This window comes from Rhodobacter sp. (genome assembly GCA_020637515.1).
In the GTDB taxonomy this organism is placed as follows: domain Bacteria; phylum Pseudomonadota; class Alphaproteobacteria; order Rhodobacterales; family Rhodobacteraceae; genus Pararhodobacter.
On sequence record JACKKG010000001.1, the window covers coordinates 1,962,618 to 1,982,036 of the forward strand.

Consider the following 19,419-nt stretch of genomic DNA (forward strand, 5'->3'; position numbering starts at 1 on the left):
CGCCCGGTGAACGGGCCGTTGCCGCGCGGGCTGCGCGCCGAACGGGGGATGGAAGCGACCGCGGCGGTGTTGTAAGGACGGTCAGACATCACACGACCCCCAAGGACTGTCGGACATGGCGCGCATTCTCATCACCTCGGCCCTTCCGTATATCAACGGGATCAAGCATCTGGGCAATCTGGTCGGCAGCCAGTTGCCGGCCGATCTCTATGCCCGGTTCATGCGCGCGCGCGGGCACGAGGTGATGTTCCTGTGCGCCACCGACGAACACGGCACCCCGGCCGAACTGGCCGCGGCAAAGGCGCGCAAGCCGGTGGCCGACTACTGCGCCGAGATGCACGAGGTCCAGGCCGAACTGGCCCGCGGCTTCCGGCTGTCCTTCGATCATTTCGGCCGTTCGTCCAGCCCGGAGAACCACCGGCTGACCCAGCATCTGGCCGGCCGGCTCAAGGCCGCGGGTCTGATCTCGGAGGTCAGCGAGAAGCAAGTCTATTCCAACGCAGACGGCCGCTTTCTGCCCGACCGCTATATCGAGGGGACCTGTCCCAACTGCGGCTACGATCGCGCGCGCGGTGACCAGTGCGAGAACTGCACCAAGCAGCTCGATCCGACCGACCTGATCGACCCGCGCTCGGCGATCTCGGGCTCGACCGATCTCGAGGTGCGCGAGACCAAGCACCTGTTCCTGCGCCAGAAGGCCATGCGCGACCAGTTGCGCGCCTGGATCCAGTCGAAAACCGACTGGCCGGTGCTGACCACCTCGATCGCGCTGAAATGGCTCGATGACGGCGACGGGTTGCAGGACCGGGGTATTACCCGCGATCTGGATTGGGGCATCGCGGTGAAAGACGGCGGGCGCGACTGGCCGGGGATGGAAGGCAAGGTCTTCTACGTCTGGTTCGACGCGCCGATCGAATACATCAGCGCGACGGCCGAATGGGCGCACGCCCGGGGACTGGGCGACGAGGCCTGGGAACGCTGGTGGCGCGAGGACAAGGGCGCCGCGGATGTCCGCTATGTCGAGTTCATGGGCAAGGACAACGTGCCGTTCCACACGCTCAGCTTTCCCGCGACGCTGATGGGGGCGAATTTCGACGGGTCCGAACCGTGGAAACTGGTCGATTACATCAAGTCGTTCAACTATCTGAACTACGACGGCGGGCAGTTCTCGACCTCGCAGGGGCGGGGCGTGTTCATGGATCAGGCGCTGTCGATCCTGCCCGCCGACTATTGGCGGTGGTGGTTGCTCAGCCACGCGCCGGAATCGTCGGACAGCGAATTCACCTGGGAGAATTTCCAGGCCTCGGTCAACAAGGACCTGGCCGATGTGCTGGGCAACCTGGTGTCGCGGGTGACGAAGTTCTGCCGCTCGAAATTTGGCGAAGTGGTGCCCGAGGGCGGCGCCCCCGGCCCGCGCGAGGACAAGCTGATCGCCGATCTGTCCGAGAAGCTGCGCAGCTACGAACACCTCATGCAGGCGATGGAGGTCCGCAAGTCGGCCGCCGAACTGCGCGCCCTGTGGGTGCTGGGCAACGAATACCTGCAAGAGGCCGCGCCCTGGTCCACCTTCAAGACCGACCCAGACACCGCCGCCGCCCAGGTGCGCCTGGCGCTGAACCTGATCCGCCTCTATGCCGTGGTCTCGCAACCGTTCATTCCCGATGCGGCGCAGGCGATGATGGCGGCGATGGGGTCCGACGACTGGTCCTGGCCCGATGATGTGGCGCAGGGGCTGGGCACGCTGCAAGCGGGTCACGGCTTTGCCACGCCCGAGGTCCTGTTCGCCAAGATCACCGACGAGCAGCGCGAGGACTGGCAGACCCGCTTTGCCGGCGTGCGGACCTGACGCGCCCTGGCGGTTGACCCGAATCACCCGATGACCGACCCTTGCCCCGCCCGCTGATTTTGGCGGGGTATTCAAAGGTCGCTATTCATGCCGCATGTCTTCCCCCTGGGCGCCCTGGCCCTGGTTGCCATCCTGTCGCCCGCCGCCTCGCTCGCGCAGGTCCCCCTGTCGGCCCTCAGCCTGCAAGCGTTCAGCTATGAATCCGCCGTCAACTGGCAGGAGCGCAACTATCGCCCCGCCGGCCTGCCCGAGATCATCCGCATCCCCGGCCACGTTCTGGTCGACGTGCGCGCCGTGTTCGACGGCCCGTGGTCCGACTCGGTCGAGCGCGTCAACGTCAACGCGCGCGACATCCATCTGGTGCTGCCCGACGGCACCGAGTTGTCGCCCATCGGCGGGTATCAGAACTGGGGCCAGGTCCAATTGTTGACGCGCAGCCTGAACGGGCGCCGGCCCCGAAACTATCCCACCGAGGACGCGGACATGGCCTGGAACGGCCTTTTCCGCGTGCCGAAAGGGGTCGATACGGCGCGGCTGGTGATCGGCGGCGACGCCGCGAGCTTCAGCGCCGACGTGGCGATCCCGGGCCCCACGGCCGCGCCCGACGCCGCCAGCTTTGCCCGTTTCCGGCCCACGGGGGTGCGCCGGTTCCGCACCATCGGCTTGCAGGACGGGCGCGGCAACGAGGCGGTCACCTCGACCATCACGGCGCCGCCCGGGATGGTGCTCGCCGAGATCGAGATCGAGGTTACCGGCGTCGCCGGGAACCAGGATGACGGCAGCGACCGTTTCACCTGGCACACGCACAACTACCGGCTGGTGGATGGCGCGGGGCAGTCGATGGGGTTGGTGGGCGAACGGTTCATGCAACGGCTGCTGGACAGCCAGTACAACGGCGTCGATGTTGGGGCTTCGGCCGAACGCACCGTGGTCTGGCTGGTGCCCGAGGGGCTGGACGAGGCGCGCCTGTTGTTCGGCGAGACCGAGGTCGCGCGGGTGACGCTGGGTGGCGCGCCGATCACCGAGACGGATTGACGCCGGGGTTGGGGGACGCCGGGACTGGTTGACGGGGGGGGGGGGGGCCCCCCCCCCCCCCCCACCCCCGCTTCAAGGGGGGCACGCCCCCCTTGAAAATCCCCGTGCGTATTGCCGACAAGATGAAGGGGCGCCGGAGGGCGCTTTTTTCCGGTCCGCAAAATGGAAAAGCGCGACTGCCCAGGGAGGAGGGGCAGCCGCGCCATGGGCGGGGTTCGGGGAGGAGATCGAACCCGCGCTGTCTTTGGGGCGCGACGACCGGGGAGGAGGTCGATCGCCGCGCCACTGACGGACACCGGGGGAGGATCCGGTTTCCGCGTTCGGTGGGGCCTGGGCCCCGGAATTCGGGGCGCGGTTGCCCAGGGAGGAGGAGGGGCAACCGCGCCGGAGTGCTATTCGGCCCAGGGAGGAGGAGGGGCCTCAGCAACAGGTCGGAACCGTTCGCAGGGAGGAGGAGCGTCGGGTTCCTTGCACGATCGGCCCAGGGAGGAGGAGGGGCCGTCGTTCGGTGTCGGGCCTTTGGGGCCCGGAAAGTCAGGCGTCGCGGCCGTAGGCGGCTTCGTAGGCGAGCCGCGAGATCATCGAGCGGCTGATGCCCAGATCCGCCAGCTCGCGGCTGGTCAGCATGTTCAGTTCGTTGTAGGTGCGGACATAGACCCGCGAGCGGGCCCAGGCGGCGCGCAGCGACGCGATGGCATCGGCCAGAGGGGCGAAAACGCCGGAAGCGCGCGAGTGAGAGGCGGAAACATAAGCCATGGTCGTCGGTCTTTCTTGCAGTTCTGGGGTGGCGGCGGCGGGGCCGTTCCCTGTTGCCAGCAAGATGCCCACTATGCTGCGTATGCACAATCCCTTGCGAAAGCATTGCTGCTATGCAGCGATTACATGGCGACGCTGCGTAAACTTGGGATGCCTTTCAATGGCTTCGGCGGAAAATTGACCAAATGGCCCATTGCTGCGCTTGCACAGTGTGCATCTCTTGCCTGCGACACGTTCGAGAAGGGTCTTGTCTTGGACCCGTTGCGGCGCAGGTTATGGCGCAACCGAACCGAATCGTCAGGAGGATGACACGATGACCGCCAGCCCCACCCCCTCGCGCGAGGCGATTCTCGCCGCGCTCGGCCGTGTTGCCGTCCCCGGCGGCGGCGATCTGGTCAGCCGCGACCTGGTCCGCGCGCTGGTGGTGGATCATGGCGCCGTCCGGTTCGTGATCGAGGCGGAAAGTCCCGAGGCCGCGCGGGCACTGGAGCCCGCGCGCATCGCGGCCGAGCGCGCCGTGGCGGGATTGCCCGGGGTCGAGAAGGTCGCGGTGGCGATGACGGCGCACGGTCCGGCCCCCAGGCAGGCAGCCGGCGGACCGGCGGGGCGAGACGAGCCGCCAGCGCTGACGATCGGCCGGCATCCGACCCCGGGGCCGTCCGACGTTCCGGGCGTGAAGCGCATCATCGCGGTGGGCTCGGGCAAGGGCGGGGTCGGCAAATCCACCGTCTCGGTCAATCTGGCGGTGGCCCTCGCGCGCGAGGGGTGGAAGGTCGGTCTGGTGGATGCCGACATCTACGGCCCCAGCCTGCCGCGGATGCTGGGGGTCAGCAAGCGTCCGGCCTCGCCCGATGGCAAGACGATCATCCCGCCGGTCGCGCACGGGGTGCGCATGATCTCGATCGGGCTGATGCTGCCCGAAGAGCAGGCACTGATCTGGCGCGGGCCGATGCTGATGGGCGCGTTGCAGCAACTCATGACGCAGGTCGCCTGGGGCGATCTGGATGCGTTGGTCGTGGACATGCCGCCGGGCACGGGGGATGTGCAGATGACGCTGTGCCAGAAATTCGCGGTCACGGGCGCGATCGTCGTGTCAACCCCACAGGACGTGGCGCTGCTGGATGCGCGTCGCGCGCTGAATGCGTTTCAGACCCTCAAGACGCCGGTTCTGGGCCTGGTCGAGAATATGTCCACCTTCATCTGCCCCAAGTGCGGGCACGAGGAGCACATCTTCGGGGATGGCGGCGTCCAGCGCGAGGCGCAGAAGTTGGGCCTGCCTTTCCTGGGCGCGCTGCCCCTGGCGATCGAGGTGCGGCTGGCGGGCGACGGCGGTTTGCCGGTCGCGGCGACCGACAGCCCCGTGGCGGCCGCCTATCGCACCATGGCGCGCGGATTGATGGCGCAACTGGCCTGACAGCGCCCGCGCCCTTGTGGCCGCACGCGCGCCCCGCACGCCAGCCGGCTGCGGGGCGCAGGCCTGTCTGGGATTGCCTGGCATCGGCCCGGACGGTCGGCGCGAGGTTCGGGATTGTCCTGCACCCGGCCGGCGGTCGGGCGCCGAATCGAGGGCCGAGGACGGTGCGCCCCCTCGCCTCGGGCGGAAATTCGCGATATTCTGTGGATAACTTGCCCTCTGACGGCAAACAAAACAGTTGCCTGTAGCGTGGCGGTCACACCGGGGTGAAGTGTTGTGATTTTTCTGGGCATGAATGGCACCTGATGGCACGAGCTTCATTTGGTGTAATGTCTGTCATTAATGACTACATATAGCTATTCTGGTGGCCTCAGGGCTTGATTTTGTGGGTCTCGTCCTAAGCAATCCCAGATTCGCGGCGGAAAAATCGAAAATTCCTGCTTGAGTGCCAAGAAATGCCAGGTATAACTCAACTCACGAAGAGCGGATCAAAACAAAAAACGAAACAGGCAGTTTCATACAGGCAACCCGCGCTTCCAGAAGAGAGATCCGACGCGCTCGCGAGCAGCACCTATCCCCCCCCCAGGTGGCAGGCGCAGTTGGACAACCCAGCGATGGGACGAGGGCGGCGGTTCGGGTAGTGGCAGCAACCCGACCGCCGTTTTTCTTTGATGAACCTGGGGCGGCAAGGAGCAAGCGGTCCGGTGATCGAGAAGTTCGTCGGCGACCATGAGCAGAGCATCGACGGGAAGGGCCGCGTGTCCATCCCGACGAAACTGCGTCGTGTCGTCGAGGCCCGCGATCCCGACTGGACCAGCGGCGAACGCCCCCAGTTGATGGTCGTCTATGGCACGCGCAGCTGGAATCGGCTGGAATGCTACCCGATCGACCAATACCAGAAGATCATTGCCGGGATCGAAGTCATGCCCTGGGGATCCGAGGATCGGATCATCGCCGAAGGGGTCTTTTTCTCGCGGGTGTTTCCGGCCGAGATTCTGGACGACGGTCGCCTGCAAGTGCCGCTCGAACATCGCGAACGCCTGGGCCTGAAGGACAAGGTCCGGGTGATCGGCGTTGGCGACTTCTTCAAGATCGTCAAGTCGGAAGAGCCGGACGACATGGCCCCCGAGGACGATCTGGATGCGCTGATCGATGCCAGGGGGCGTGGCCATGCGCTGCAACTCATCCCCGACGTGAGCCAGAAGAAAACCAGCGAATAACGAACAGGACGATGCCCGCCACAGACCCGTCAGCGCCGCATATCCCCGTGCTCCTCGGACCTTTGCTGGCCGGGGTGGCGCCGGTCGCGGGGGTCTGGCTGGACGGCACGCTGGGCGCGGGTGGCTATGCGCGCGGATTGCTGGCGGCCGGGGCGTCCCATGTGATCGGCATCGACCGCGACCCGTTGGCGCTGCGGTTGGCGGCCGACTGGGGCGCGCCCTACGGGGATCGGATGCGCGTCGTGCAGGGCAACTTTTCGCAGCTCGACACGCTGGCCGGCCAGCCGCTCGACGGGGTGGTGCTGGATCTGGGCGTGTCCTCGATGCAGCTCGATCAGGCCGAGCGCGGCTTTTCCTTTGCCAAGGATGGCCCGTTGGACATGCGGATGAGCCAGCAGGGCCTGTCCGCCGCCGATCTGGTCAACACCGCCACCGAAACCGAACTGGCCGACATCCTCTATCACTATGGCGAGGAGCGGGCCTCGCGCCGGATCGCGCGCGCGATCGTTGCCGCGCGCGCCGTTCAACCGATTGAATCGACGTTGAAACTGACCGAGATCGTCAGCGGTTGCCTGCCGCGCCCCAAGCCAGGGCAAAGCCACCCCGCGACGCGCAGCTTCCAGGCGCTGCGCATCGCGGTCAATGCCGAATTCCAGGAATTGGTGGACGGGCTCGAAGCGGCCGAACGCGCGCTGAAGCCAGGGGGAATGCTGGCGGTGGTCAGTTTTCATTCGCTTGAGGACCGGATCGTCAAGCGGTTCATGCAGCAACGGGCGGGGCGCATGGGGCAGGGCAGCCGCCATGCTCCGATCTTGACCCCCGAACCCGACCGGTTCGAACTGCTGACCCGACGCGCCATCGCCGCTGACGATGCCGAATGCGCCGCCAATCCGCGCGCGCGTTCGGCGCTGCTCAGGATCGCGCGACGCACGGGCGCGCCCGCGGGGCCCGCGGATCGCTCGGCGCTGGGTTTGCCGCGCCTGGCGCAAGCGGGGGATCGCTGATGCGGGCGCTTTTCTATGTCCTGTCGGCCTTTGCGGTCATGGGGCTGGCGATCTGGGCTTATGGCCAGAACCAGAAGACCCAGGTGGCATTGCGCGATGTCCGGGGTCTGCGCGCCGAAATCCGCAGCCTGCACGAGGCGCTGGGCGTGCAGCGCGCCGAATGGGCCTATCTCAACCGTCCGCAGCGCCTGCGCGCGCTGGCCGAGATGAACTTTGGCCGCCTGGGTCTGCTGCCCCTCGAGGGCTCGCAATTTGGCCAGATCGACGAAATCCCCTATCCGCTGATGACCCAAAACGCGCCCCTGGGCGCCGTGTCCGAGGGCTCGCCATGATCCGCACCCCGCTGCGCCCGCTTGCCCGGATTCTCGATGCCCGCGCGCAGGGGATGAACCCCAAGGGGATCGAACGCGAGAACCTGCGCCTGCGCCGCGAACAGGCCCGCGACGCGGGGCGGCGGCGGGCCGAGTGGCGTCTGCTTCTGCTGGCCGCGCTGTTCTTTGCCGGTTATGCGGTGATCGGGGCGCGCATGGGGATGCTGGCAGCCACGCCGGTGGCCGAATCGGAACCCTACGCGGGCGAGGGGATCTCGGGCGAGCGCGCGGACGTGCTGGATCGCAACGGCCGGATTCTGGCGACCAACCTTGTGACGCATTCCCTCTATGCCGAGATGCGCTACATGCAGGACGGCCGGCGCGCCGCACATGAGCTGGCGCGCATCTTTCCCGACCTTGACGAAGAGGCCCTGGCCCGCCGCCTGACCGATCCTGACCGTCGGTTCTACTGGATCCGCTCGCGGGTGTCGCCCGAACAGGCCCAGGCGGCGCATGACATCGGCGAACCCGGCCTGTGGCTGGGCCCGCGCGAGATGCGCCTTTATCCCAACGGCACGCTGGCTGCGCATGTGCTGGGCGGCACCGCCTATGGCCAACAGGGCGTTACCGCGGCCGAAATTCAGGGCGTTGCCGGGCTGGAATATACCGCCGACGACCGCCTCAGTGACCCCGATCTGGCCGATGTGCCGCTCTCGCTGTCGCTGGACCTGGGCGTCCAGTCCATCGTCGAGGAGGTGCTGGGCAGCGGCATCCAGATGCTGCACGCCCGCGCGGGTTCGGCGATCATCATGGACGCGCAGACCGGGGAAGTGGTGGCGCTGGCCTCGGCCCCGACCTTTGATCCGAACGACCGCCCCGCCCCCCCGACCGAAGGGGACCCCGCCGATTCGCCCCTGTTCAACCGCGCCGTTCAGGGGCTTTACGAACTGGGCTCGGTGATGAAGGCCTTTGCCGTCGCGCAGGCCCTGGACCTGGGTCTGGTCACGCCGCAGACGATGGTGAACACGCGCGGCCCCCTGCGGATCGGGCGCTTTGAAATCAACGACTTCCATGATTACGGCGCGCAGCTCTCGGTCGAGGATGTCTTTGTCCACTCGTCGAACATCGGCACCGCGCACCTGGCCCAGATGATCGGGCCCGAGCGTCAGCGCGACTTCCTCAGGCAGTTCGGCTTTCTCGAGGCCCTGCCCATCGAACTGCCCGAGGCGCGCCGCGCTCTGCCGCAATACCCCGATCGCTGGACCGAGGTCAGCGCGATGACCATCAGCTACGGCCACGGGTTGGCGGTGACACCGATGCATCTGGCGGCGGCCTATGCGGCCCTGGTGAACGGCGGCACCATGGTGCAGCCGACGCTGTTGCGCCGCCCCGACACGACGCCGGGCCCGCGGGTGATTTCGCCGGAAACCTCGCGCATCATGCGCTCGCTCTTCCGCCAGGTGGTGACGCGCGGCACCGCCTCGTTAGGCGAGGTCGCGGGCTACGGCGTCGGTGGCAAGACCGGCACGGCGGACAAGCCGAACCCGCAGGGCGGCTACTACGACGACCGCGTCGTGGCGACCTTTGCCGGGGCGTTTCCGATGAACGATCCGCGCTATGTCATCATCGTGACCATGGACGAGCCGCAGGAAACCGTCGGCGGGGTCGAGCGGCGCACCGCGGGCTGGACGGTCGTGCCGGTCGCAGCGGAAATGGTGCGCCGGATCGCGCCGGTGATGGGGATGCGGCCGCAGGACCCGGCCGTGATTGATGCCGAGCTGCGCCTGCGGTAGGCAGCAGCCTGTGGGTTGCAAGGGGTAAGGCGGTGGACAAGAGCCTGGGAGATCTGGGGCTGACGGCGCGCGGCGGAAATGCCGGGGCGCGCGTGCGGGCGATCACGCTGGACAGCCGGGCGGTCAGGCCGGGCACCTTGTTCGCCGCGCTGCCGGGCACGCGCATGCATGGGGCCGAGTTCATCGACCCGGCCCTGCGCATGGGCGCCAGCGCCATCCTGACCGACCGCGACGGCGCGCGCATCGCCGCCAGCGCCTTGGCCCGTCACCCCGACACCGCGCTGGTGGTGGCCGAGGATGCGCGCGCCGCGCTGGCGATGGCGGCGGCATTGTTCTTTGGCGATCAGCCCGCGACCCTGGTTGCGGTGACGGGGACCAACGGCAAGACCTCGGTTGCCAGCTTCGCGCGCCAGATCTGGACGGCGATGGGGCTCAGCGCCATCAACATCGGCACCACCGGGGTCGAGGGCGCCTGGGAAATGCCGCTGGCGCACACGACGCCCGATTCGGTCACCTTGCAGCGCCTGTTGGCACAGGCCGCCGCCGAAGGGGTGACCCACGCCGCGATGGAGGCCTCGTCGCACGGTCTCGATCAGCGCCGGTTGGAGGGGGTGCGGCTGGCGGCCGCCGGCTTCACCAACCTGACGCAGGACCATCTCGACTATCACCCCAGCATGGAGGCCTATTTTCAGGCCAAGGCCGGATTGTTCACGCGCCTGCTGCCGCCCGACGGGGTCGCGGTGATCAACACCGACGATGCCTATGGCGCGCGGCTGGCGGGGCAGGTGCCGCAGTCGGTGGTGCGGGTGGGGTCCGGGCCGGATTGCGATCTGCGACTGCTGGCGCAACGGTTTTCGGCCCATGGCCAGGTCCTGCGCTTTGCGCTGAACGGGCGCGTGCAGCAGGTGGACCTGGGCCTTGTCGGGGGGTTTCAGGCCGCGAACGCCCTTGTCGCGCTGGGCCTGGTGATCGCCACCGGGGCGGACCCGATCGAGGCGGGTCAGGCCATGGCGCATCTCAAGGGCGTGCGCGGGCGGATGCAACTGGCGGCGACACGCGCGAATGGCGCCCCGGTCTTTGTCGATTACGCCCACACGCCCGCCGCCGTCGAAACCGCCCTCAAGGCGCTCAGGCCGCATGTGATGGGACGGCTGATCATCGTTCTGGGGGCGGGCGGAGACCGCGATCGCGGCAAGCGGCCGCTGATGGGCGCGGCGGCCGCGGAAAACGCGGATGTTGTATTTGTGACAGACGACAACCCTAGAAGCGAGAATCCCGCGGTAATCCGTGCAGAAATATTGAAAGCCTGCCCAGAGGCGACCGAGGTCGGCGACCGCGCCGAGGCGATCCTGCGCGCGGTGGACGCGCTGCAACCGGGCGACGCGCTGCTGATTGCCGGAAAGGGACACGAAACCGGGCAAACGGTGGCGGGCGTGGTCTATCCTTTTGACGATCTCGAACAGGCCAGTGTCGCCGTGGCCGCGCTGGATGGGGGGCTGTGACGATGGTGCTCTGGACCGGGACCGAGGCCGAAACCGCGACGGGTGGTGCTGCCACCGCACCATTTTCCGTTACCGGGATCAGCATCGACACGCGCAGCCTGCAACCCGGGGACCTGTTCGTCGCCCTCAAGGCCGCGCGCGACGGGCATGATTTCGTCGCACAGGCCTTTGAAAACGGCGCTGCCGCGGCGCTGGTGTCGCATGTGCCGCCGGGCGTCTCGGGGCCGTGCCTGGTGGTGGACGACGTGCTGCGCGGCCTGACCGCGCTGGGCGAGGCCGGGCGCGCACGGACCCGGGCGCGGGTCATCGGCGTGACGGGGTCGGTCGGCAAGACCTCGACCAAGGAAATGCTGCGCGCGATGCTCGATGCCTTTGGCAGCGTGCACGCCGCCGAGGCCAGCTTCAACAACCATTGGGGCGTGCCGATCACCCTGGCCCGTCTGCCGCGTGACACCGATTTCGCCGTGGTCGAAATCGGCATGAACCACCCCGGCGAGATCGCGCCCCTGGCCCGTCTGGCGCGCCCCGATGTGGCGATGATCACCACCGTCGCCCCCGCCCATCTGGAGGCCTTCGAGTCCCTCGAGGGCATCGCCCGCGAAAAGTCAGACATATACCTTGGCTTGCAAGACCATGGAACTGCTGTGTTTCCCAATGATCTTGACGTGACGCCGATCCTGGAATCGGCGGCGCCTCGCGCGCGGATCAGCTTTGGCGAGGGCGGCGAGGTCTGTCTGACATCCATGCGTCAGGCCAATGGGGCGACTGTGGTCTCGGCCCGGGTCGAAGGTCAGACCTATCACATCCGCCTCGCCGATGCCGGCGCCCATTTCGCGCGCAACGCGCTGGGGTGCCTGGCGGTGGCGAAGGCGCTGGACCTCGACCTGGCGCTGGCGGCACAGGCACTGGGACGGTGGCGCCCGCCGGCCGGACGGGGCAAGCGCGAAAGCCTCTTGCTGGACCCGGCAACGGATGCCCGCGCGGTGCTGATCGACGACGCCTTCAACGCCAACCCGGCCTCGCTGGCGGCGGCGCTCGATGTTCTCGCCGCGACCGATCCCGGACCGGGTGGGCGGCGCATCGCCATTCTGGGCGACATGCTGGAACTTGGCCCTGACGAGGTTGCGCTGCATCAGGCCGTGGCGCGGCATCCGGCGCTGACGGTGACGGCGGTCGTGCACTGCGTCGGCCCGCGCATGGCGCATCTGTGGCAGGCACTGCCCGAGTCGAAGCGCGGCCGCTGCGTGCCCCGGGCCGAGGACCTGGTGGACCGCGCCCACCACCTGCTGCATCCCGGCGATGTGGTGCTGGTGAAGGGCTCGAAAGGAAGTTATGTGTCGCGCGTGGTCGATGCGCTGCGGCATCTGAGCCATTCCATGCCCGAGGACCCGACGGGAGAGTGACCCTATGTTGTACTGGCTGGCCGAGTTTTCCGAATCCTTCATCGCCTTCAACCTGTTTCGCTACATCACCGTGCGCGCGGGGGCGGCGTTTTTTACCGCGCTGATTTTCGGGTTTGTCTTTGGCAAGCCGCTGATCAATTTGCTCAGGCGGCGCCAGGGCAAGGGTCAGCCGATCCGCGAAGACGGGCCGGAATCGCATCTGCTGACCAAGAAGGGCACGCCGACCATGGGCGGGCTGCTGATCCTGTCGGCGCTGACGTTTTCGACCTTGCTCTGGGCACGGCTCGACAATGTCTATGTCTGGCTGGTTCTGGGCGTCACGCTGGGTTTCGGGGCGATCGGCTTTGCCGACGATTACGCCAAGGTCAAGAAAGCCAACACCAAGGGCGTCTCGGGCAAGATCCGCATGGCGCTGGGGCTGCTGATTGCGTTGGTCGCCGCCATCATCGCGATGTATTCCCACCCGGCCGATTTGCAGGGCCAACTGGCGCTGCCGGTGTTCAAGACCGCGCTCATAAACCTGGGCTGGTTCTTTGTGCCCTTCGCGATGCTGGTCATCGTCGGATCGGCGAACGCGGTCAATCTGACGGACGGCCTGGACGGTCTGGCGATCATGCCGGTGATGATCGCGGCCGGCACGCTGGGGGTGATCGCCTATGCCGTGGGCCGGGTCGATTTCACCTCGTATCTGGATGTGCATTACGTTCCGGGAACGGGCGAGCTGCTGGTTTTCACGGCCGCGCTGGCCGGCGGCGGGCTGGGCTTTCTGTGGTATAACGCGCCGCCCGCGGCGGTCTTCATGGGCGACACCGGCTCGCTCGCGCTGGGGGGCGCGCTGGGGGCGATCGCGGTCGCCACCAAGCACGAAATCGTGCTGGCGATCGTCGGCGGGTTGTTCGTCGTCGAGGCGCTGAGCGTCATCATCCAGGTCGCCTATTTCAAGCGCACCGGACGCCGCGTTTTCCTGATGGCACCGATCCACCACCACTTTGAAAAGAAGGGGTGGGCCGAGCCGCAGATCGTCATCCGCTTCTGGATCATCTCGTTGGTGCTGGCGCTGATCGGCCTGGCGACGCTGAAGATCCGCTGAGCGCGCTACAGCCGTTCACGCAGGCGCAGCAGCATCGCGCGGTTGCGGCAGTAGCCGGGCGTGTCGTCGGCGCCCTCAGGGTGGCGGTCCAGCCAGTCCGGGCAGTCGTCGCCGCCCTCGCATCCGACGCAGGCCAGGATGGCGTTGCGCAACTCCTGGGCCGAGATCGCCTCATGGCTGAGGGCCTCGGCCAGATCGGCGTGCAGCGTCTCGCCCATCCTGTTCATCAGGTCAGCGTGACGGTCCAGTGTCTTGAGGAAACCCATGGGCAAACTCCTTGCGTGCGCAACGAGTTTGCCTGCGCTCTCCGATCTTGCCCTTGACCTGAATCAAGTGGCGTCCCGAGCGAACAGCGCCAGCACCCGCCCCAGAAAGTCGGCGCGCACCGCGTCGCGCTCCATCAGCAGTTCGTGTTTCGCGCCCGGATAGTCGGCCAGGGCCGCCTGCGGCCAGCGGGCCACCCGGTCACGGATCGCCTGCGCCGAGACGATGGCTTCCGCGCCGCCCAGCCCGAAAAGGGCCGGAACCGCGGGTGAGGGCAGGGCAGCCAGCGCGCGCATCTCGGCGATCGCGGCGCCCATCCAGCGCAGGGTCGGCCCGCCCAGCGACAGGCGCGGATCGGTGCGGATCTGCGCCTGCATCCGGTCGAACTGCGCGCGGTCGGTCGTCAGATTTCCCGTTTCGAACGCCATCGAGGGCAGGCCGAAATCGGGGCCGGTGGTCGGCGCATAGCCGCGGTCCAGCCCAAAAGGGCGCGCCGCCGCCGCGAGGGCGCCGATCAGGGCCCCGAGGGCCGGCGACTGCGCCAGTCCCAGCATCGGCGCGCTGAACGCCACGGCCGGCGGGCGCAGCCCGCGCGTCAGGCCGCGCAGCGCGATGCAGCCGCCCATGGAATGCGCCAACCACGGCAAGGGGCCGGGCGCGATCCGGCCTGCCGCGTCCAGAACGGCGTCAAGGTCGTGCTGATAGGCCGTGAAATCCGCCACATCGCCTTTGAGCGGGTCGGGCAGCGCGCGGTCGGACAGGCCCTGTCCGCGCCAGTCCACCACCAGCGCCCCCCGGCCCGCGGCCGCCAGATCGGCGATCACCAGGCCGTATTTCTCGATGTATTCGGTGCGCCCGGGCAGGATCAGCACCGGGTCGGCGCCCGGCCAATGCGCCAGCCTCAGCCGCGCGCCATCGGCGGCGCGCAACCACAGGGCGCGCCCCCCTTCGGGTGCGCCGCACACGTCAAGGGGGGCGTCATCCATGGCTCAGCCCAGGATCGAGGCGAGCTTCATCGCCTCGCCCATCGAGCCGTCGATCTTCAACTTGCCCGACATGAAGGCCATGGTGGGGTTCACCTCGCCGTTCATCATGCCCTCGAACGTCTCGGCCGAGGCGGTCAAGGTCACGCTGGTGTCCTCGTCGCCGGCGCGCACGCCTTGCGAATCGAGGACAATCGCCCCCTCGCCCTCGATGACGAATTTGGCCGAGCCGTCGAAACCGCCCGAAACCTTGCCTTGCAGGGCCTCGACGGCCTTGTCGATGATGCTGCTCATGATCTGTATCCTGTTCGTGATGCCGATTGACGTGTCCGGCGCCGCGGGGGTCTTCGCTTTCGATCCGCGCCGCGCTATTCTCGGTAGTATGAAGCAGGCGCGCAGCATCCTCAATCTTGTCGTGGCGGCAACCTTGACGTTTACGTCAACCGGGGCCTTCGCGCAGGATATGGACGCGCTTTTGCAACAGCTTGCGGACCCTGCGAACGATCGTTGGCAGCGGGTCCAGCGCCAGATCCTGCGCGACTGGGAAGATTCGGGGTCGGCGGCGCTGGACTACATCTTTCAGCGGGGCAAGGCGGCACTGGACGCGGGCGACGCGGAAACCGCGGTCGATCACTTCAGCTTCGTGCTGGAGCGCGCGCCCGATTTCGCCCAGGCCTGGGCCGCGCGCGCGAACGCCTATTACCTGGCCAACCGGCTGGGGCAATCGCTGTCCGACATCCAACAGGCGCTGCGGCTGAACCCCTTCCAGTTCAACGCACTGGCAGGGCTGGGCGCGATTTTCGAACAGCTTGACCAGCCTGAGCGTGCGCTGGCGGCCTATCACGCCTCGCTCACCATCAACCCGCATCAGCAGGCGGTGATCGAGGCCGTCTCGCGGCTGGCCCTTGCCTCGCAGGGCACGGCCCTTTAGGTCGGGCGCGGACGCCCCCTTGACGCGAGGCAATTCATGAGCAGGCAAGGGCGGGTCACGGCGGTCCTGGGACCGACCAACACCGGCAAGACGCATTATGCCATCGAACGGATGCTCGCCCACCGCACCGGCGTCATCGGCCTGCCGCTGCGTCTGCTGGCGCGCGAGGTCTACGACCGCATCGTCGCGCTGCGTGGCCCCTCGGTGGTGGCGCTGGTCACGGGCGAGGAACGTATCGTGCCCGAGCGCACCCAATACTGGGTCTGCACGACCGAGGCGATGCCGCTTGAAATCGGTGCCGATTTCGTCGCCGTGGACGAGATCCAGCTTTGCGCCGACGCCGACCGGGGCCATGTCTTTACCGACCGGCTGCTGAACGCGCGCGGCCTGACCGAGACGCTGTTTCTGGGTTCGGACACGATGCGGGGTGCCATTGCCGCGCTGGTGCCCGGGGCCCAGTTCGTCCGGCGCGAGCGTTTGTCCACGCTCAGCTACGCGGGGTCGAAAAAGATCGCGCGGATGCCGTCCCGTTCGGCCATCGTCGCGTTCTCGGTCGAGAACGTCTATGCCATCGCCGAATTGATCCGCCGCCAAAAGGGCGGTTGCGCGCTGGTCATGGGCGCGCTCAGCCCGCGCACCCGCAACGCCCAGGTCGAGCTCTACCAGAACGGCGACGTGGACTACCTGGTGGCGACCGATGCGATCGGCATGGGTCTGAACCTGGACATCCGTCACATCGCCTTTGCCGGCACCGCCAAGTTCGACGGCCGGCGGATGCGCCCCCTCAATCCCGACGAGCTGGCGCAGATTGCCGGCCGCGCGGGGCGTCATACCGCGGACGGGACCTTTGGCGTCACGGGCGAGGCCCGCCCCTTGCAACCCGACGTGATCGAGGCGATCGAATCCCACCAGTTTCTGCCGGTGCGAAAACTGCAATGGCGCAGCGCGCGGCTGGAATTCGGCACCGTGGATCGCCTGATCCACAGTCTGGAAACGCCCACGCGCGACGAGTGGCTGACCCGCGTGCGCGAGGCCGACGACCTGATGGCGCTGAAATCCCTGGCCGCGCTGCCCGAGGTGACGGGCCGGTTGCGCGACGCGCGCGACGTGCGTCTGCTGTGGGATGTCTGCCGGATTCCCGATTTTCGGGGCATTTCACACACCGAACACGCCGGACTGCTGGCGCGACTCTTCGGTTTCCTGCATGATGGGGGACGCATCCCCACCGACTGGCTGGCGCGCGCGATTGCGCGCATCGACCGGGTGCAGGGGGACATCGACACGCTGTCGCGCCGCCTTGCGTTCATCCGCACTTGGACCTACGTCGCGCAACGGGCGGGTTGGGTCGATGACGAAACCCATTGGCGCGGCGAAACGCGCGCTGTAGAAGACCGCCTGTCGGATGCCTTGCACGCGCGTCTGACCGCGACATTTGTTGACCGGCGCACCTCTGTTCTGCTGCGCCGGTTGAACCAGAAGGAGAGCCTTGTGGCCGAGGTGAACGACAAGGGCGAAGTGACGGTCGAGGGGGAGTTCATCGGCCGCCTCGAGGGATTCCGCTTCCGCCAGGACAAGACCGCATCGCCCGACGAGGCGAAGACGCTCCGCCAGGCGGCCGTGGCCGCGCTGGCGCCCGCGTTCCACCTGCGCGCGGACAAGTTCTACAATGCGCCCGATACCGAGATGGACTTCACCGAGCAGGGTGGCCTGATGTGGGGGTCGGACGCAGTCGGCAAGCTGGTCGCCGGTCCCGACGCGCTGCGCCCGCAGGCGGTGGCCTTCGTCGATGACGAGGCCGGCGCCGACGTGGCGGAAAAGGTGCGCCGCCGGCTGCAACACTTCATCGACCGCAAGGTCGCCGCGCAGTTCGAGCCGCTGGCCAACCTGCAACGCGACGAAAGCCTGACCGGGCTGGCGCGCGGCTTTGCCTTCCAGTTGGTCGAGGCGCTGGGCGTCCTGCCGCGCGACGGTGTCGCCGACGATGTCAAGGCGCTGGACCAGGATGCGCGCGGCGCGCTGCGCAAGCATGGCGTCCGGTTCGGCCAGTTCACCGTCTTTCTGCCCGCGTTGCTGAAGCCGGCGCCGACGCGTTTGCGGCTGGTGCTGTGGTCGCTGGCGCAAGGGCTCGACATGTTCCCCGAAAGCCCGCCGCCCGGGCTGGTGACCATTCCGAACCTGCCCGACGTGCCGATGCAGCATTACACGCTTTCGGGGTATCGCCCCGCCGGGTCGCGCGCGGTGCGCATCGACATGCTGGAACGCCTGGCCGACATCCTGCGCACCCGCGACGCGCGCGCCGGGTTCGAGGCCGCGCCGGAAATGCTGTCGATCACCGGCATGACGCTCGAGCAGTTCGCCGATCTCATGCAGGGGCTGGGCTATGCCGCCGAAAAAGGCGAGCGGGTCAAGGCGCGCTCTCCTGCGGCCTCGGTCGAGGCCAGCGCCGAGGAAATCGCCGCCCGCGCCCAGGCCCAGGCTGACGCCGCGCATATCGTGACCGAAGAGCCCGCCGAAGGGGTCGCCGAATCTGGCGCCGAAACCGCGGCCGAGACCGCGACTGCGGCCGAGGAGATGGAGGTCTTCTATTCCTTCCGCTGGGCGCCGCGTCCGCGCCAGACCCGCGGTCCGCGCCGCGACCATGGTCGCGACGGCCAGGCGCCCCAGGGCGAGCGCGCGCCGCGCGAAAAGCGCGATGGCGATCGCCCGCGCCGTGACCCCGCAAAGGGCGATGGCAAGGGCGACGGGCGCACCGAGGGCAAGCCGCGGGGCGACCGCAACGACCGGCCCAAGGGCGGCAAGCCCGGCAAGCGCGACGACCAGCGTCGCGACGCGCAGAAGCCGCGCAGCTTCACCTCGGGCCCGGATCGCAAGCGCGACCGGATCGACCCCGACAACCCCTTCGCCGCCGCGCTGATGGGGCTGAAGGACAAGACCTGAGGTGTCCACGGACCCCGGTTCCGTCCGGCTGGACAAGTGGCTGTGGCACGCGCGGTTCTTCAAATCGCGCAGCCTCGCCGCCGCCGCCTGCGCGGGGCCGATGCGCTTGAACGGCCAGCCGGTGGCGAAGCCCGCGCAACCCGTGCGTGCGGGCGACGTGCTGACATTCGTGCAAGGCCGCGTGGTCCGGGTGGTCCGGGTGCTGGCCCCCGGCACCCGGCGCGGCCCCGCGTCCGAGGCGCAGGCGCTCTATGAAGACCTCTCGCCCCCTGGTGCGACCGAGCCCGCCGATCCGTCCGCGCCGAGGCCCGAACCGGGCGGGCGCCCGACCGGACGCGACCGGCGCCGATTTGACGCGGGGCAAAGTGGCGCAGCGGGTTGATTGATCCGGGGAAGGGCGCTAAGTCCCCCACGAGCAACTCAGCGAGACGCCCGCCATGACCTATGTCGTGATCGACAACTGCATCGCTTGCAAATACACCGACTGCGTCGAAGTGTGCCCGGTAGACTGCTTCTACGAGGGTGAGAACTTTCTGGTGATCCACCCCGACGAATGCATCGATTGCGGCGTCTGCGAACCCGAATGCCCCGCCGACGCGATTCGCCCCGATACCGAACCGGGGCTGGAAAGCTGGGTCGAACTGAACCGGAAATACGCCGAGGTCTGGCCTGTCATCACCCAACGCCGCGACCCCCTGCCCGAGGCGACGGAGCGCGACGGCGAGAAGGACAAGCTGACCAGATATTTCTCGGAGAAACCCGGTCAGGGCAGTTGACGTAACGGCCATTGAACGGCGGATGCCGCAGTGCGGCCATTCGCGCCACGCGTCACGCCGCCGTGCGGCGACGGGTCCGATTCCGTGCTTTGATTCGGGCCCGATTCGTGTTACAAGATTGCTACAACAACGATCTGCCCGGCATCGTCAGTGC

18 protein-coding genes are annotated in these 19,419 nt (G+C 67.8%); 14 read left to right on the forward strand and 4 right to left on the reverse strand.

Features of this window, described 5'->3' with window-relative positions; all coding sequences use genetic code 11:
* Positions 1-115 precede the first annotated feature (115 nt).
* Together H6900_09615 and H6900_09620 are read left to right on the forward strand one after the other, a co-directional pair.
* On the forward strand, positions 116-1,846 hold the full coding sequence (locus H6900_09615; protein ID MCC0073533.1) for a methionine--tRNA ligase: 1,731 nt from the start codon (positions 116-118) through the stop codon (positions 1,844-1,846).
* A gap of 87 nt (positions 1,847-1,933) precedes the next feature.
* On the forward strand, positions 1,934-2,881 hold the full coding sequence (locus H6900_09620; protein MCC0073534.1) for a hypothetical protein: 948 nt from the start codon (positions 1,934-1,936) through the stop codon (positions 2,879-2,881).
* Positions 2,882-3,415: 534 nt separating this feature from the next.
* On the opposite strand, the gene H6900_09625 is transcribed toward H6900_09620, so the two are convergent.
* The gene (locus H6900_09625; protein ID MCC0073535.1) at positions 3,416-3,637 is read right to left on the reverse strand and encodes a DUF1127 domain-containing protein; all 222 of its coding nucleotides are present in this window, start codon (positions 3,635-3,637) and stop codon (positions 3,416-3,418) included.
* A 313-nt stretch (positions 3,638-3,950) separates the two neighbouring features.
* Here H6900_09625 and H6900_09630 point away from each other — a divergent pair, with 313 nt between their 5' ends.
* The 8 genes from H6900_09630 (at position 3,951) to H6900_09665 (ending at position 13,374) form a co-directional block, all read left to right on the forward strand.
* Positions 3,951-5,051, forward strand: a complete 1,101-nt coding sequence (locus tag H6900_09630; protein ID MCC0073536.1) for an Mrp/NBP35 family ATP-binding protein — start codon at positions 3,951-3,953, stop codon at positions 5,049-5,051.
* Positions 5,052-5,755: 704 nt separating this feature from the next.
* Positions 5,756-6,271, forward strand: coding sequence for a cell division/cell wall cluster transcriptional repressor MraZ (locus H6900_09635; protein ID MCC0073537.1), 516 nt, complete (start codon positions 5,756-5,758; stop codon positions 6,269-6,271).
* Positions 6,272-6,282: 11 nt separating this feature from the next.
* Positions 6,283-7,275: a 16S rRNA (cytosine(1402)-N(4))-methyltransferase RsmH gene (gene rsmH, locus H6900_09640; GenBank protein ID MCC0073538.1), complete on the forward strand. Its 993-nt coding sequence runs from the start codon at positions 6,283-6,285 to the stop codon at positions 7,273-7,275.
* Positions 7,275-7,607, forward strand: coding sequence for a cell division protein FtsL (locus H6900_09645; GenBank protein MCC0073539.1), 333 nt, complete (start codon positions 7,275-7,277; stop codon positions 7,605-7,607). The genes rsmH and H6900_09645 overlap by 1 nt, the downstream gene beginning before the upstream one ends.
* Positions 7,604-9,379 (forward strand): penicillin-binding protein 2, encoded by a 1,776-nt coding sequence (locus tag H6900_09650; GenBank protein ID MCC0073540.1) that lies wholly within the window; start codon positions 7,604-7,606, stop codon positions 9,377-9,379. Before H6900_09645 ends, H6900_09650 begins: the two co-directional genes overlap by 4 nt.
* A gap of 44 nt (positions 9,380-9,423) precedes the next feature.
* Complete coding sequence (locus H6900_09655) at positions 9,424-10,881, forward strand: UDP-N-acetylmuramoyl-L-alanyl-D-glutamate--2,6-diaminopimelate ligase (GenBank protein MCC0073541.1); 1,458 nt, start codon at positions 9,424-9,426, stop codon at positions 10,879-10,881.
* Between the two features lie 2 nt (positions 10,882-10,883).
* Positions 10,884-12,284 (forward strand): UDP-N-acetylmuramoyl-tripeptide--D-alanyl-D-alanine ligase, encoded by a 1,401-nt coding sequence (locus H6900_09660; protein MCC0073542.1) that lies wholly within the window; start codon positions 10,884-10,886, stop codon positions 12,282-12,284.
* Positions 12,285-12,288: 4 nt separating this feature from the next.
* Positions 12,289-13,374 carry a phospho-N-acetylmuramoyl-pentapeptide-transferase gene (locus tag H6900_09665; GenBank protein ID MCC0073543.1) on the forward strand — a complete coding sequence of 362 codons (1,086 nt, stop codon included), beginning with the start codon at positions 12,289-12,291 and terminating at the stop codon, positions 13,372-13,374.
* Positions 13,375-13,379: 5 nt separating this feature from the next.
* On the opposite strand, the gene H6900_09670 is transcribed toward H6900_09665, so the two are convergent.
* From H6900_09670 to H6900_09680, 3 genes are all read right to left on the reverse strand, one after another.
* Complete coding sequence (locus tag H6900_09670; GenBank protein ID MCC0073544.1) at positions 13,380-13,640, reverse strand: hypothetical protein; 261 nt, start codon at positions 13,638-13,640, stop codon at positions 13,380-13,382.
* Between the two features lie 63 nt (positions 13,641-13,703).
* Positions 13,704-14,624 (reverse strand): alpha/beta hydrolase, encoded by a 921-nt coding sequence (locus tag H6900_09675; protein ID MCC0073545.1) that lies wholly within the window; start codon positions 14,622-14,624, stop codon positions 13,704-13,706.
* A 3-nt stretch (positions 14,625-14,627) separates the two neighbouring features.
* Positions 14,628-14,915, reverse strand: a complete 288-nt coding sequence (locus tag H6900_09680) for an SCP2 sterol-binding domain-containing protein (GenBank protein MCC0073546.1) — start codon at positions 14,913-14,915, stop codon at positions 14,628-14,630.
* Between the two features lie 169 nt (positions 14,916-15,084).
* Here H6900_09680 and H6900_09685 point away from each other — a divergent pair, with 169 nt between their 5' ends.
* The 4 genes from H6900_09685 to H6900_09700 are packed head-to-tail and all read left to right on the forward strand — an operon-like array spanning position 15,085 to position 19,265.
* Entirely contained in the window at positions 15,085-15,552 is a 468-nt protein-coding gene (locus H6900_09685; GenBank protein MCC0073547.1) for a tetratricopeptide repeat protein, read from the forward strand.
* Between the two features lie 36 nt (positions 15,553-15,588).
* Positions 15,589-18,489: a helicase gene (locus H6900_09690; GenBank protein MCC0073548.1), complete on the forward strand. Its 2,901-nt coding sequence runs from the start codon at positions 15,589-15,591 to the stop codon at positions 18,487-18,489.
* A 1-nt stretch (position 18,490) separates the two neighbouring features.
* A complete protein-coding gene (locus H6900_09695; GenBank protein ID MCC0073549.1) occupies positions 18,491-18,871 on the forward strand; it encodes an RNA-binding S4 domain-containing protein in 381 nt (126 codons plus the stop codon).
* 55 nt (positions 18,872-18,926) lie between these two features.
* A complete protein-coding gene (locus H6900_09700) occupies positions 18,927-19,265 on the forward strand; it encodes a ferredoxin family protein (protein MCC0073550.1) in 339 nt (112 codons plus the stop codon).
* Positions 19,266-19,419 lie beyond the last annotated feature (154 nt).